Origin of the sequence: Salinarimonas sp. NSM, from assembly GCF_052380005.1 — a bacterium.
GTDB lineage: Bacteria > Pseudomonadota > Alphaproteobacteria > Rhizobiales > Beijerinckiaceae > Salinarimonas.
In genome coordinates this window covers 39,922-52,268 of record NZ_JBQTCJ010000002.1, presented here as the reverse complement: position 1 = coordinate 52,268, position 12,347 = coordinate 39,922, and the positions used below count along the sequence as shown (strand labels likewise).

Annotated in this window: 9 protein-coding genes; 2 read left to right on the top strand and 7 right to left on the bottom strand. The window is 73.0% G+C overall.

The features are described 5' to 3' along the window. The first annotated feature begins 249 nt into the window (after nucleotides 1–249). Together ACTZWW_RS01565 and otsB are read left to right on the top strand one after the other, a co-directional pair. A complete protein-coding gene (locus tag ACTZWW_RS01565; protein WP_444779297.1) occupies nucleotides 250–2,499 on the top strand; it encodes an alpha,alpha-trehalose-phosphate synthase (UDP-forming) in 2,250 nt (749 codons plus the stop codon). Continuing rightward, nucleotides 2,496–3,248, top strand: coding sequence for a trehalose-phosphatase (gene otsB, locus ACTZWW_RS01560; RefSeq protein ID WP_444779173.1), 753 nt, complete (start codon nucleotides 2,496–2,498; stop codon nucleotides 3,246–3,248). The genes ACTZWW_RS01565 and otsB overlap by 4 nt, the downstream gene beginning before the upstream one ends. A 207-nt stretch (nucleotides 3,249–3,455) precedes the next feature. On the opposite strand, the gene ACTZWW_RS01555 is transcribed toward otsB, so the two are convergent. The 7 genes from ACTZWW_RS01555 to ACTZWW_RS01525 all read right to left on the bottom strand — a co-directional run bounded on the left by ACTZWW_RS01555 (nucleotide 3,456) and on the right by ACTZWW_RS01525 (nucleotide 12,217). Next, nucleotides 3,456–3,983 (bottom strand): hypothetical protein, encoded by a 528-nt coding sequence (locus tag ACTZWW_RS01555; protein ID WP_444779172.1) that lies wholly within the window; start codon nucleotides 3,981–3,983, stop codon nucleotides 3,456–3,458. 223 nt (nucleotides 3,984–4,206) lie between these two features. Beyond that, nucleotides 4,207–5,226 carry a DUF4167 domain-containing protein gene (locus ACTZWW_RS01550; protein WP_444779171.1) on the bottom strand — a complete coding sequence of 340 codons (1,020 nt, stop codon included), beginning with the start codon at nucleotides 5,224–5,226 and terminating at the stop codon, nucleotides 4,207–4,209. A 388-nt stretch (nucleotides 5,227–5,614) separates the two neighbouring features. Continuing rightward, nucleotides 5,615–6,502 (bottom strand): peptide chain release factor N(5)-glutamine methyltransferase, encoded by an 888-nt coding sequence (gene prmC / locus ACTZWW_RS01545; RefSeq protein WP_444779170.1) that lies wholly within the window; start codon nucleotides 6,500–6,502, stop codon nucleotides 5,615–5,617. Beyond that, on the bottom strand, nucleotides 6,499–7,581 hold the full coding sequence (gene prfA / locus ACTZWW_RS01540; protein WP_444779169.1) for a peptide chain release factor 1: 1,083 nt from the start codon (nucleotides 7,579–7,581) through the stop codon (nucleotides 6,499–6,501). The genes prmC and prfA overlap by 4 nt, the downstream gene beginning before the upstream one ends. A gap of 1 nt (nucleotide 7,582) precedes the next feature. Further along, complete coding sequence (gene ptsP / locus ACTZWW_RS01535; protein WP_444779168.1) at nucleotides 7,583–9,799, bottom strand: phosphoenolpyruvate--protein phosphotransferase; 2,217 nt, start codon at nucleotides 9,797–9,799, stop codon at nucleotides 7,583–7,585. 167 nt (nucleotides 9,800–9,966) lie between these two features. After that, nucleotides 9,967–11,205, bottom strand: a complete 1,239-nt coding sequence (locus ACTZWW_RS01530) for an aspartate kinase (protein WP_444779167.1) — start codon at nucleotides 11,203–11,205, stop codon at nucleotides 9,967–9,969. A gap of 100 nt (nucleotides 11,206–11,305) precedes the next feature. Then, nucleotides 11,306–12,217: a LysR substrate-binding domain-containing protein gene (locus ACTZWW_RS01525; RefSeq protein WP_444779166.1), complete on the bottom strand. Its 912-nt coding sequence runs from the start codon at nucleotides 12,215–12,217 to the stop codon at nucleotides 11,306–11,308. Nucleotides 12,218–12,347 lie beyond the last annotated feature (130 nt).

Sequence of the window (12,347 nt, the reverse complement as noted above, 5' to 3'; positions counted from 1 at the left end):
ATCCGTCCTGAAGTAGCAGCGCCGGGCGCGCCGGCAAAGCGTCCGGCGCGCATGGCCGCGAAACCGTCGCGCCTCGTGCCGCGTTGATGCCGCGGCAGGAGGAGCGGTCGGCACGCGGCGTGCGCCGGCCGCTTTCTTGCCTCCGGGGGCGAGATTTCCGATAACCCGGAGGAGGTCACGTTCGCACCGCCGGACGCCCGGCGGCGGACGGCGAACCGGCACGCCCAGGGGGACCGTCGCTTGCGCACCATGATCCGCTATGGCGGTATCGCCGTCCTGATCGCGGCGCTCGTCATCGTCACCCTGCTGCCCGTCGCCACCTCCTTCGTCGAGAGCTGGTCGCGGCGCGACGTCGACCTGCGCTCGCAGCTCGTCTTCAACGCCGCGCGCGCGCAGATCGAGGACGCCTGGGCCCGCGGCGACGCCGCCGCGCTCGAGGCGCTGTTCGGCCGCATCGCCACCGACGCGCGCATCGCCGCGATCGGCCTGTGCGAGGGCGGCGCGCTGACGCTCGCGACGGGCGGCATGCCGGCGGGCTTCGGCTGCGACGCCGCGCCGGCGGACGGTGCCGCCGGGCCGCGCCCGGTCACGCTGAACGGCGAGACGGCGCTCGTCACCGCCCATCTCCTGTCGGCGCCGGGAGAGGGCGACGCGCGGCTCGTCGTGCTGCACGACCTCGCCTTCATCGAGGAGCGCGCCGGCGAGACGCGCATGGCGCTCATCCTGGCCCTCGTCGGCGTCGGCTTCGGCGGGGCGGCGCTGGCGTCGGCCTTGTCCATCATCGTGCTCTCGCGCTGGCGCCACTCGGTGCGTCAGGCGATCGAGGACGTGCGCGAAGGACGCACCGAGGACGACGCGCCCTCCGACACGCAGATCGGCGAGGAGATCAAGAGCGCGCTCGGCGAGCTGGAGCTGGCGCGCCGCCAGATCGACACCGTCCACACGATCTGGAACCCGGACACGCTCCAGGTCGCGCTCGCGAACGAGCTGCCCGGCTCGGAGGTGATCGTGGTCTCGAACCGCGAGCCCTACATCCACAACCGCAAGGACGACGGCACGATCCAGGTCCAGCGGCCGGCCTCGGGCCTCGTCTCGGCGCTCGAGCCCGTCACCCGCGCCTGCGGCGGCACCTGGATCGCCCACGGCTCCGGCTCGGCCGACCGCGAGGCGGTGGACGAGCACGATCGTGTCGGCGTGCCGCCGTCGAAGCCGAGCTACACGCTGCGCCGGCTCTGGCTCTCCGAGGAGGAGCAGGACGGCTACTATTACGGCTTCGCCAACGAGGGCCTCTGGCCGCTGTGCCACATCGCCTTCGTGCGGCCGATCTTCCGCGAGAGCGACTGGCGTTTCTACCGCTCGGTGAACGAGCGCTTCGCCGAGGCGGTGGTGGCCGAGGCGAGACGCCCCGATCCGATCGTGCTCATCCAGGACTACCACCTGGCGCTCGCCCCGCGGATGATCCGCGACCGGCTGCCGAACGCGACCATCATCACCTTCTGGCACATCCCCTGGCCCAATTCGGAGACGTTCGGGATCTGCCCCTGGCGGGAGGAGATCGTGGACGGGATGCTCGGCTCGTCGATCCTGGGCTTCCACACCCAGTTCCACTGCAACAACTTCCTCGACACGGTCGACCGCTTCATGGAGAGCCGCATCGACCGCGAGAGCGACTCGATCTCGCTCGCCGGGCACGAGACCTTCGTGCGCCCCTACCCGATCTCGATCGACTGGCCGCCGGCGGCGCTCGAGGGGCAGCCGCCCGTGCCGGAGACCCGCGCCACCGTGCGCGAGCGGCTGGGCCTCGCCCCCGACATCAAGCTCGGGGTCGGCATCGAGCGCTTCGACTACACCAAGGGCATCCTGGATCGCATGCGCGGCGTCGACGCCTTCCTGGAGGCCTTTCCGGACTGGAAGGGGCGCTTCTGCTTCGCCCAGGTCGCGGCGCCCACCCGCGCGAAGCTCGCGAGCTACCGCAACCTCCAGGCCGAGGCGGAGGAGCTCGCCGCGCAGATCAACGCCCGCCACGGCGTCGACGGCTGGGAGCCGATCAAGCTCTTGGCGCGCCACCACGAGCCCGACGAGGTGTTCGAGCTGTTCCGGGCGTCGGACCTCTGCATCGTCTCCTCGCTGCACGACGGCATGAACCTCGTCGCCAAGGAGTTCGTCGCGGCGCGCGACGACGAGCAGGGCGTGCTGGTGCTCTCCGCCTTCGCCGGCGCCTCCCGCGAGCTCTCCGAGGCGCTGATCGTCAATCCCTACGACGCCGACGAGATGGGCCGGGTGATCCACCGGGCGCTGACGATGGACGCGGCCGAGCAGCGCGAGCGCATGAAGGTGATGCGCGAGCAGGTGGAGGCGCGCAACGTCTACCGCTGGGCGGGGCAGATGCTGCTCGGCGCCGCGCGCCTGCGCAAGAAGGAGCGGATCATGCGCCTCATCGAGGCCAAGGAGCGCCGCAACGGACGCCCGAACGAGCGCAGGAGGAAGCCCGCCGCATGACCGACCCCGACCGCCACGCCCTCTTCCTCGACTTCGACGGCACCCTCGTCGAGATCGTCGACCGTCCCGACGCCGTCGCGGTGGCGCCGGACGTGCCCTTCACGCTGGAGCGGCTGGCGAGGACGCTCGGCGGCGCGCTCGCCATCGTCTCGGGCCGGCCGATCGCCTTCCTCGACGCGAAGCTCGCGCCCTTCGAGGGCGACGCGGCGGGCCTGCACGGGGTCGAGCGGCGGCTCGCCGGCGTGCTGCATCCCTGCCGCCCCGAGGAGCATCCGGAGCTGCGCCGCGGCATCGCCCAGTTGCACGCGGCGCTCGACCCCGTCGCGAACATCGTCGTCGAGGACAAGGGCTGCTCGGTCGCCGTGCACTGGCGGATGGCCCCCGCCGAGGAGGGCCGCGCCAAGGGGCTCGTCGAGGACCTCGCGGCGCGGCTGGGGGCGGACTACCGCATCCAGCACGGCAAGATGGTCTGCGAGATCCTCCCCGCGGTCTCGGGCAAGGGGCCGGTCATCGCGCGCTTCATGGAGGAGGCGCCCTATGCCGGGCGCAAGCCGGTCTTCATCGGCGACGACCTCACAGACGAGAACGGCTTCGCCACGGTGAACCGGCTGGGCGGCGTCGCCGTGCGCATCGGCGACGGCGATACCTGCGCCCGCCACCGCCTGCCGTCGGTCCCCGCGCTCTACGCCACGCTCGCCCGCTGGGCGGACGCCGGCGGCCTCGACTTCAGCGACGTGCCGGAGGCGTGATCCCGGGGGTCGTCATCCCGGATGCCGAAGGCAGTCCGGGACCCAGAGCCACAGGTCCTCGAAGAGCGGCGTGCCGACGCCGCGGCGTGAGACGCCTCCGGCAGCGTTCGTGGACGCGCGCGCTCCCGCTCCCGCGCACGCTGAGAGAACCACCTGTGGATCTGGCCCCCGGACCCGCTTCGCGATCCGGGGTGACAAGGCAGCAGGTCACCGGCGCTCGAACACGAGGTTCGTGATCTCGGTGCGGGTGCCGTCGATCACGTCGGTGACGCGCAGGGTGAAGCGGTCGGAGCCCTCGGGGTTCTCGATCGTCATCTCCTGGCGCCCGCCGCCGACACCCTCGGGGAAGCGCACGGCGAGCACGATCCGGTCGCCATCGAGCCTGCCGGACAGCTGGGCCGGGCCGACCCGCGAGCCGGTGTAGACGCCGCGGTAGGTGCCGCTGCCGTCGACGGCGAGGTCCGCCCCGATGGCGCGCGTGAAGATCAGCATCGCCCGGCAGCTGCCGTCGAGCGCGAGGCGCGTCTCGTCCGCGGCGCCGTCCACCCGGCAGGTGACCCGGCGCGGGGACGGATCGCTGTCACGCTTGACGGTGCCCGCGCCCACCCAGGTTCCCTCGAAGCGCTGGTTGAAGGCCGGACCGGCCTCGGCGGGCCCGGCGAGGGGAAGGGTCGCCAGGGTGGCGACAGCGGTACTCGCGAAGAGCCCCGCGAGCCAGAGCGTTGAGCCGCGCATGCGTCGTCCTTTCCGTTCGGCACCCCACCCCGCGGGCGCGAACGCCGCGCGAGGCGAAAGGTGCCGGTGCATCCGCCACGAAGCTCGCCCGAACGCGCGGCGGATGCAACGACGCCGTCGCGCCGCGAGTCGCTGCGCGGGCCGCGCCGGCTGCAGGCGCAAAAAGAAGAAGGGCCGCTCGCGCGGCCCCCCATCGATCCCGGACGAGACGGAATGCGCGGATCTACTCCGCGGCCTCCGCATCCCCGGCGCCGGGCTCAGGCGCCTTGCGGCGCGTGCGGCGGCGGGGCTTCTCGTCCGCTTTCGCGGCGTCCTCGACCTCGCTCGCGATGGGCGCCGCGGCCTTGCGGGTACGCTTCGGGGCCGGCGCCTCGTCGGCGACGGGCGCCGCGGGCGGGGTCGACGGACGCGTCACGAAGGCGGGCAGGCTCTGCGCGGCGCTCTCGTCCTCGGCCTCCGGGCGGCGACGCTCGCGGCGAGGACGCTCACGGCGCCCCTCGTCGCGGGCCTCGTCCCGCGGCGCCTCGCCGGCATCCTGGCCGAAGGTCTCCTGGCGCGGCTCGTGAGCGCGCGGCTCCTGGCCGCGGAAGTCCTGCTGACGCCCCTCCTGGGAACGCCCCTCCTGGGAACGTCCCTCCTGGCCGCGGAAGCCCTGGTTGCGGAAGTCCTGGTTGCGGAAGTCCTGGCGACCTTCCTGGCCGCGGCCCTCCTGCGGCGCTCGCCCGTCCTGGGGACGGCGGTCGCGCGGCTGGAAGCGCTCGCGGCGATCGTCGCGGCGCTCCTGGCGCGGGCCACGGTCGTCGCGCGCAGCCCGATCATCGCGGGGGCCACGATCATCGCGGGGGCCACGATCATCGCGCGGAACTCGGTCGTCGCGGTTCGGGCCACGGCCGAAGCTCGGCTGCGGCTGCTGTGCGGGGTCGAGGTCCTCGAGGCGCTCGCCGCCGCGGTAGTCGCCGTCGTCGTCGCCCTCGTCGCCGTCGTCGTCGTAGCCGCGCTGCGGGAAGCCGTACTGCTGGCGCAGCTGCTCCTGAGCGGCGGCGATGATGCGGTAGTAGTGCTCGGCGTGCTGGAAGTAGTTCTCCGCCATCACCGGGTCGCCGCTCGCCAGCGCATCGCGGGCGAGCTGGCTGTACTTGTCGGCGACGGTCTGGGCGGTGCCACGGACCTTCACGTCGGGGCCGTTGGACTCGTAGCTGCGCGTGAGCGGGTTGGGGCCCTTGTTGCGGCTACGGCCCCGCATGCGCCTGTTCTGGTTCGGTCTCATGGATGTGCTTCGACCCTTGCCTGGCCTCTCGTCGTCGACGCGAGCGCGATGCGCGCGGACGAGGATCAGCCGTCGTCGGCGCGCGCCTCCGTCATCTTCCTGGTCGACCCGCCGGCTCTCGCCGCGCGTCGTCCTCGATGTCGGGTTCGGTGACCGCTGGACCGTCTGGCGCCCCGTCCTGGCGGTGATCGTGTCGCCCCTTCGCCGCCTGTTCGATGTCGCCCGTCCGAGGGACCGGCGAATCCAGCGCTCTGGGATCTGCTCGATTGCGGTCGCACCCTAGACGCTTCGGTGCGCGCCGCCAAGCGTTATTTGGGCCGCCACGGCGCGAATGCAAGCGAAAAAGCGCAACGCCGCCGGCCGTTCAGCGACCGAAGGCGACGACGCGGGCGATGCCGGCGAGGTCCCGGGCGAGCCGCAGGAACACGAGCCCGTGCGTCTCCCCGAGCCGCGCCACCGGCTCCGCCTGCCCGATCCCGACCTCCACGGCGAGAACGCCCCCGGGCGCCAGCATGTCGCGCCCGCGCGCGAGGATGGCGCGATAGGCGTCGAGCCCGTCGGCCCCGCCGTCGAGGGCGCGGAGCGGATCGTGGGCGCGCACCTCACGCGCGAGCCCCGGGATGTCGGCAGCGGGGATGTAGGGCGGGTTCGACACGACGAGGTCGAAGCCCGGCCTCTGCGCCAGCCCCCGCGCCCAGTCCCCCACCACGAACGCCGCGCGGTCCCCGACGCCGTTCGCGCACGCGTTCTCCCGCGCGGTTCGGCAGGCCTCCTCCGAGCGATCGAGGCCGATGCCGAAGGCGTCCCGACGCTCGGCGAGGAGCGCGACGAGGATGCAGCCCGAGCCCGTCCCGAGGTCGAGAATCCGCGGTGCCGGTCCCGGCGCGAGCGCGAGCGCGGTCTCCACGAGCGTCTCCGTGTCGGGCCGCGGCACCAGCGTCTGGGGCGCGAGCCGAAAGCGCAGGCCCCAGAATTCCGCCTCGCCGAGGATGCGCCAGACCGGCTCGCGCGCGAGCCGCCGCGCGGCGAAGTCGGCGAGGCGGGCGGTGGCGTCCGCGCCGAGCGGGCGCTCGAGATCGGCCAGCAGCGCGCCCGGGCGCACGCCGGCGGCCTCCGCGACGAGGATGCGCGCGTCGAGCGCCGGCTCGTCGAGCCCCGCGCGCGCGAAGGCGCCCCGCACGGCCGCGAGCGCCGCGCCGCACGTGCCGGCCGGATCGAGAAGGACGGGCTGCGGACCCGGGAACCTCGTCACGCCTCCTGCTCCGCGAGCAGCGCCGCCCGGTGCTCGGCGACGAGCGCGTCGACGATCTCGTCGAGGGCCTCGCCCGCGAGCACCGCATCGAGCTTGTAGAGGGTGAGCCCGATGCGATGGTCGGTGACGCGCCCCTGGGGGAAGTTGTAGGTGCGGATGCGCTCCGAGCGGTCCCCCGAGCCGACCTGCGCCTTCCGATCGGCGGCGCGGGCCGCGTCGGCGCGGGTGCGCTCGAGGTCGTAGAGCCTGGCGCGCAGGAGCTGGAGGGCGCGGGCCTTGTTCTTGTGCTGTGAGCGCTCCTCCTGGACCACCACGGCGATGCCGCTCGGCAGGTGGGTGATTCGCACCGCCGATTCGGTCTTGTTGACGTGCTGCCCGCCGGCGCCGCCCGAGCGCATCGTGTCGATGCGCAGGTCGCCCTCGTCCAGCGCGAGATCGACGTCGGCGGCTTCCGGCAGGACGGCGACCGTCGCCGCGGAGGTGTGGATGCGCCCGCCACCCTCCGTCTCCGGCACGCGCTGGACGCGGTGCACGCCGCTCTCGAACTTGAGCCGCGCGAACACGCCGCGCCCGACGATCTCGGCGACGACCTCCTTGAAGCCGCCCATCGCGCCCTCGCTCGCGGAGATCGCCGAGACGCGCCAGCCGTGGATCTCGGCGTAGCGGGAATACATCCGGAAGAGATCGCCCGCGAACAAGGCCGCCTCGTCTCCGCCGGTGCCGGCGCGGACCTCGAGGATGGCGCTGCCCTCGTCGGCGGCGTCCCTGGGCAGCAGCATCAGCTGGAGCGCGCGCGCCGCCTCCTCGGCCGCGGCCTGCGCCTCCTCGCGCTCCTCACGGGCGAGGGTGCGCATCTCGGCGTCCGTCGCGGGGTCGGCGATCAGCGCCTCGATGCCCGCGAGGTTCTCCTGCGCCGCGCGCCAGGCGCGGATCGCCGCCACCACGTCGTCGAGCTCGGAGAGCTCGCGCGAGAGCGCCACGACGGTCTCCGAATCGGGACCGGCGGCGAGCATGTCGGTGATGACGGCGTGGCGCTGGACGATGGCGTCGAGGCGCTCGGTCGGGGGCGAGAGCGTCATGTCAGACCGGGATATGGCGCGCCTCCGCGAAGGCCGAAAGGGTCGCGCGCAGCGACGCGTCGCCGTCGGCGCGGGCGAGCTCGCGCGCCAGGACCTCGGCGAGCGCCCCGGCCTCGGCGGCGATCAGCGCCGCCTTCACAGGCCCCACCGCCGCGGGCGACATCGACAGCGTGCGATAGCCGAGCCCGACGAGGGCGAGCGCCTCGAGCGGCCGGCTCGCCACCTCGCCGCAGACGGAGACGCGGCAGGCCGTTCCCTTCGCCGCCTCGACGATGGTGCGGAACGCGCGCAGGGCGTTGACCGAGAGCGCGTCGTATCGGCTCGCCACCTGGCGGTTCTCGCGGTCCGCCGCGAAGAGGAACTGGAGGAGGTCGTTGGATCCCACCGAGACGAAGTCCGCGCGACGGCAGATCTCGTCGAGCTGGAAGAGAAGCGAGGGCACCTCGATCATGACGCCGACCTCGATTCGCGTCGGCAGCGGGTGGCCGTGGCGGGTGAGATGGGCGGTCTCGCGGTCGACGATGGCGCGCCCGCGCACGAACTCGTCCACCGTCGCGACCATCGGGAACATGATCGCGCACGGCCGGCCCGCGCTCGCCTTGAGCAACGCGCGGATCTGGCTGCGCAGGAGCCCCGGCCGGTCGAGCCCGATGCGGATCGCCCGCCAGCCGAGCGCCGGGTTCTCCTCCTCGATCTGCGACATGTAGGGCAGGATCTTGTCGCCCCCGATGTCGAGCGTGCGGAAGACGACGGGCGTCGCGGGCCCGATCTGCTCGAGCACCGCCTGGTAGAGCTTCTGCTGCTCGGCCGTCGAGGGCATGCGCTCGGCGACCATGAACTGGATCTCGGTGCGGAACAGCCCGATGCCCGCCGCGCCCGTCTCCTCGAGATGCGGCAGGTCGACGAGGAGCCCGGCGTTGAGCTGGAGCTCGATGGCCGCGCCGTCCTTCGTCACGCTCGGCACGTCGCGCAGCGCCCGGTACTGCTCCTGGCGCTTGGCGCGCAGCCGCGCCTTCTCGGCGTACGCCGCCTCGATGTCCGGGCGCGGGCGCACCTGGATCTCGCCCGCCACGCCGTCGACGATGATCGCGTCGCCGGGCTCGACCAGCGAGGTGACGTTCTCGACCTCGCCCACGGCGGGGAGCCCGAGCGCGCGGGCGACGATGGCGACGTGGCTCGTCGGCCCCCCCTCCTCGAGCACCACGCCGCGCAGGTTGGCGCGCTGGTAGTCGAGCAGCGCGGCCGGCCCCATCGAGCGCGCGACGAGGATCGCGTTGTCCGGCAGCGCCTCGGCGGCGGCGACGAAGTCGCGCCCGACGAGCTGGTGGAGCAGGCGGTTGGCGAGGTCGTCGAGGTCGTGCAGGCGCTCGCGCAGGTAAGGGTCGGTCTGGCGCAGGAGCCGCGCGCGGGTGTCGGACTGCACGCGCTCCACCGCCGCCTCGGCGGTGAGGCCGGTGAGCACCACCTCGCGCATGCGCCTGAGCCAACCCTGGTCGTGGGCGAACATCCGCACGGTCTCGAGCACCTCGCGGTGCTCTCCGCCGTCTCCGACGTCGCCGCGCTCGATCAGCTTGTCGATCGAGACGCGCACCGCCTTGATCGCGGTCTCGAGCCGCGCGACCTCGGCCTCCGGGCTCTCGGCGATGAGGTTCTTCACGACGACGCGGGGCTCGTGCAGCACCACGTGACCGAGCCCGACGCCGTCGGCCAGCGACACGCCCTGGAGGTAGAGCGGCCGGCGCACGGCGATGTCGGCGCCCGGCTGGACCAGCGCCTGGAGCTCGCCGGAGGCGACCATCTCGGCGAGCACCATCGCGGTGGTCTGGAGCGCCTCGACCTCCTCCTCGGTATAGGTGCGCATCGTGCGGTTCTGCACGACGAGCACGCCGAGCGTGTTGCCCGCGCGCAGCACCGGCACGCCGAGGAAGCCGTGGTAGATCTCCTCGCCCGTCTCCGGCTTGTAGGAGAAGGACGGGTGCGTCTGCGCGTCCGAGAGCGCGAGCGGCTGCGCCTCGCGGGCGATGAGGCCCACCAGGCCCTCGTCGGCGCGCATGGTCGTGTGGTGGACGGCCTCGCGCTTGAGGCCCTCGGTGGCGTAGAGCTCGAGGGTCTGGTCGGCGCGCAGGACATAGACCGAGCAGACCTCGGCCACCATGTTGGCCGCGATCAGCACCACGATCCTGTCGAGCCGGTCCTGCGTCGAGATCGGCTCCGCCATGATCTCGCGGAGCCTGCGGAGCAGAACGCGCGGACCGCCGGGATGGGCTCTCGTCGGCAGGGCCGGGTCTCCTTCACGCCGCGTCTTCGTCACGCCGGGGCTCTCGCGCCCGGCGCCGGTGTCGGGCGCGCGGGTCGGCGCACGCCGCTCGTCGTCCCGCGGCCGGCTCAGGCCGCGTCCAACCCGTATAGCGAGTGGAGCGTGCGCACGGCAAGCTCGGTATAGGCCGCGTCGATCAGCATCGAGAACTTGATCTCGGAGGTGGTGATGGCGCGGATGTTGACGCCCTTCTCGGCCAAGGCCTTGAAGGCCTTCGCGGCGACGCCGGCATGGCTGCGCATGCCCACCCCGATGGCCGAGACCTTGACCACGTCGGTGGCACCCTCGAGCTTCTCGTACCCGATCTTCGGTTGCAGCTCCTCGAGCAGCGTCCGCGCGCGGGCATAGTCGCTCGCCGGCACCGTGAAGGTGATGTCCGTCGTCGCCGAATCGCGGGAGACCACCTGGATGATCATGTCGACGTTGATCGCGGCGTCGGCCAGCGGCACGAAGATCGAGGCCGCGACGCCCGGCGTGTCCGCCACCCGCCGCAGCGTGATCTGGGCCTCGTCCTTGGAATAGGCGATGCCGGTGACGGTCTGCTGTTCCACGATGTCCTCCTCGTCACAGATCAGCGTGCCCGGCCGCGGGTCCTCGGGCGGATCGAAGCTCGAGCGCACGATCGTGCGCACGCCGTAGAGCATGGCGAGCTCGACCGAGCGCACCTGCAGCACCTTTGCGCCGAGGCTCGCCATCTCGAGCATTTCCTCGTAGGAGACCTTGTCCAGGCGCTTCGCCTTGGCGACGATCCGCGGATCCGTCGTGTAGACGCCGTCGACGTCGGTGTAGATGTCGCAGCGCTCCGCCTCGAGCGCCGCGGCGAGCGCCACCGCGCTCGTGTCCGAGCCGCCGCGGCCGAGCGTCGCGATGCGTCCCGTCGGCGCGTGCACGCCCTGGAAGCCGGCGACCACCGCGACCTCGCCGCGCTCGGCGAAATGGGAGAGGATCTTCGACCCGTCGACCCGCGTGATCCGCGCCGAGCCGTGGGTGCCCGACGTCTCGATGGGGATCTGCCAGCCCTGCCAGGAGCGCGCGGGGATGCCGATCGCCTGCAGCGCGATGGCGAGGAGCCCGGACGTCACCTGCTCGCCGGAGGCGACGACGGCGTCGTACTCGCGCGCGTCGTGGATCGTCGAGGCCTCGCGGCACCAGCCGACGAGCTCGTTCGTCTTGCCCGCCATGGCCGAGACGACGACGGCGACGTCGTAGCCCGCCTTCACCTCGCGCTCGACGTGCCGCGCCACGTTGCGGATGCGCTCGAGGTCCGCGACCGAGGTGCCGCCGAACTTCATCACCAACCGGGGCATGGGGTGTCGCCTCGCTGTCCGTACGCGCAGGGTTGCCGCCCCGCCGCCGGCGCGGGGCGCCACTCCAATGACCGCGCGCGCGGAGCGTGTCAACGCGCCGTTAGGCGAGCACGGCCGCCGCACCCCCGGGGCAGCTCTCCCGCAGCTCCGCTGCGATCCACTCCCGAAACGCGGTGATCGCCCGCGTCGGGGCACGGTCGCGGGCGGTGACGAACCAGTAGGAGATGCCGGTCGGGTAGCGGTCGGGGAAGGGCGCGACGAGGCGGCCCATGGCGAGCGCGTCGGCGGCCAGCGTCTCCCAGGCGAGGAACACGCCCTGCCCGGCGATCGCCGCGTCGAAGCACAAGGCCGCGTCGGAATAGACCGGCCCGTCCGGCAGGATCGCCGCGTCGAGCCCGTTGGGGGCGAGCCAGACGTCCCAGGAGAACATGGCGTGCGGCTCGGTGACGATCGGCACGCGCGCGAGATCGGCGGGCGTGGCCAGCCGCACGGCGAGCGTCGGCGCGCAGACGGGGAAGACGAGCTGCGCCACGATGCGCTCGGCGCGCACGCCGGGCCAGCCGCCGCGCCCGACGCGGATGCACACGTCGACGTCCGAGACGTTGGGGTCGACGAGATCGAGCGCGGCGTCGATGCGCACCCGGATGCCGGGGTGATCGCGGGTGAAGCGGTCGAGCCGCCAGACCAGCCACTTCGAGGCGAGGACCGGAGCGACCGAGACGGTGAGCACGTCCTCGCGGCGCCGGTCGGCGAGCGCCACCGCGGCGGAGAGCTCGGCGAAGCCGGCGGAGAGCCGCTCCAGCACCGCCGCGCCGACATCCGTGGGGACGAGCCCACGGGGCCGGCGCTCGAACAGGGTGCGGCCGAGCTCGGCCTCGCACTTGAGGATCTGCTGGCTCACCGCGCCGACCGTGACGCCGAGCTCCTCGGCGGCCGCGCGCAGCGTCCCGAGCCGCCCCGCCGCCTCCACCGCCCTCAAGGCCCCGAGATGGACACGGGCGAGGTTGCGCATATAGCTCCCCTATAGGCTCTTCGAGAAGAACGGGATTTCGCCAGCGGCGTCGAAGCGCCATGATGCAGCCATGCTAAACCTCGTCCAGATCCTCCGGCAAGCGCTCGCGACCGCCGAGCCCGAGCCGGAC

What these genes read in the sequence shown, in the direction of transcription:
- ACTZWW_RS01525 (WP_444779166.1), bottom strand. Translation starts at nt 12,217, where the DNA reads ATGCGCAACCTCGCCCGTGTCCATCTCGGGGCCTTGAGGGCGGTGGAG.
- ptsP (WP_444779168.1), bottom strand. Translation starts at nt 9,799, where the DNA reads ATGGCGGAGCCGATCTCGACGCAGGACCGGCTCGACAGGATCGTGGTG.
- ACTZWW_RS01555 (WP_444779172.1), bottom strand. Translation starts at nt 3,983, where the DNA reads ATGCGCGGCTCAACGCTCTGGCTCGCGGGGCTCTTCGCGAGTACCGCT.
- ACTZWW_RS01550 (WP_444779171.1), bottom strand. Translation starts at nt 5,226, where the DNA reads ATGCGGGGCCGTAGCCGCAACAAGGGCCCCAACCCGCTCACGCGCAGC.
- ACTZWW_RS01565 (WP_444779297.1), top strand. Translation starts at nt 250, where the DNA reads ATGATCCGCTATGGCGGTATCGCCGTCCTGATCGCGGCGCTCGTCATC.
- ACTZWW_RS01530 (WP_444779167.1), bottom strand. Translation starts at nt 11,205, where the DNA reads ATGCCCCGGTTGGTGATGAAGTTCGGCGGCACCTCGGTCGCGGACCTC.
- otsB (WP_444779173.1), top strand. Translation starts at nt 2,496, where the DNA reads ATGACCGACCCCGACCGCCACGCCCTCTTCCTCGACTTCGACGGCACC.
- prfA (WP_444779169.1), bottom strand. Translation starts at nt 7,581, where the DNA reads ATGACGCTCTCGCCCCCGACCGAGCGCCTCGACGCCATCGTCCAGCGC.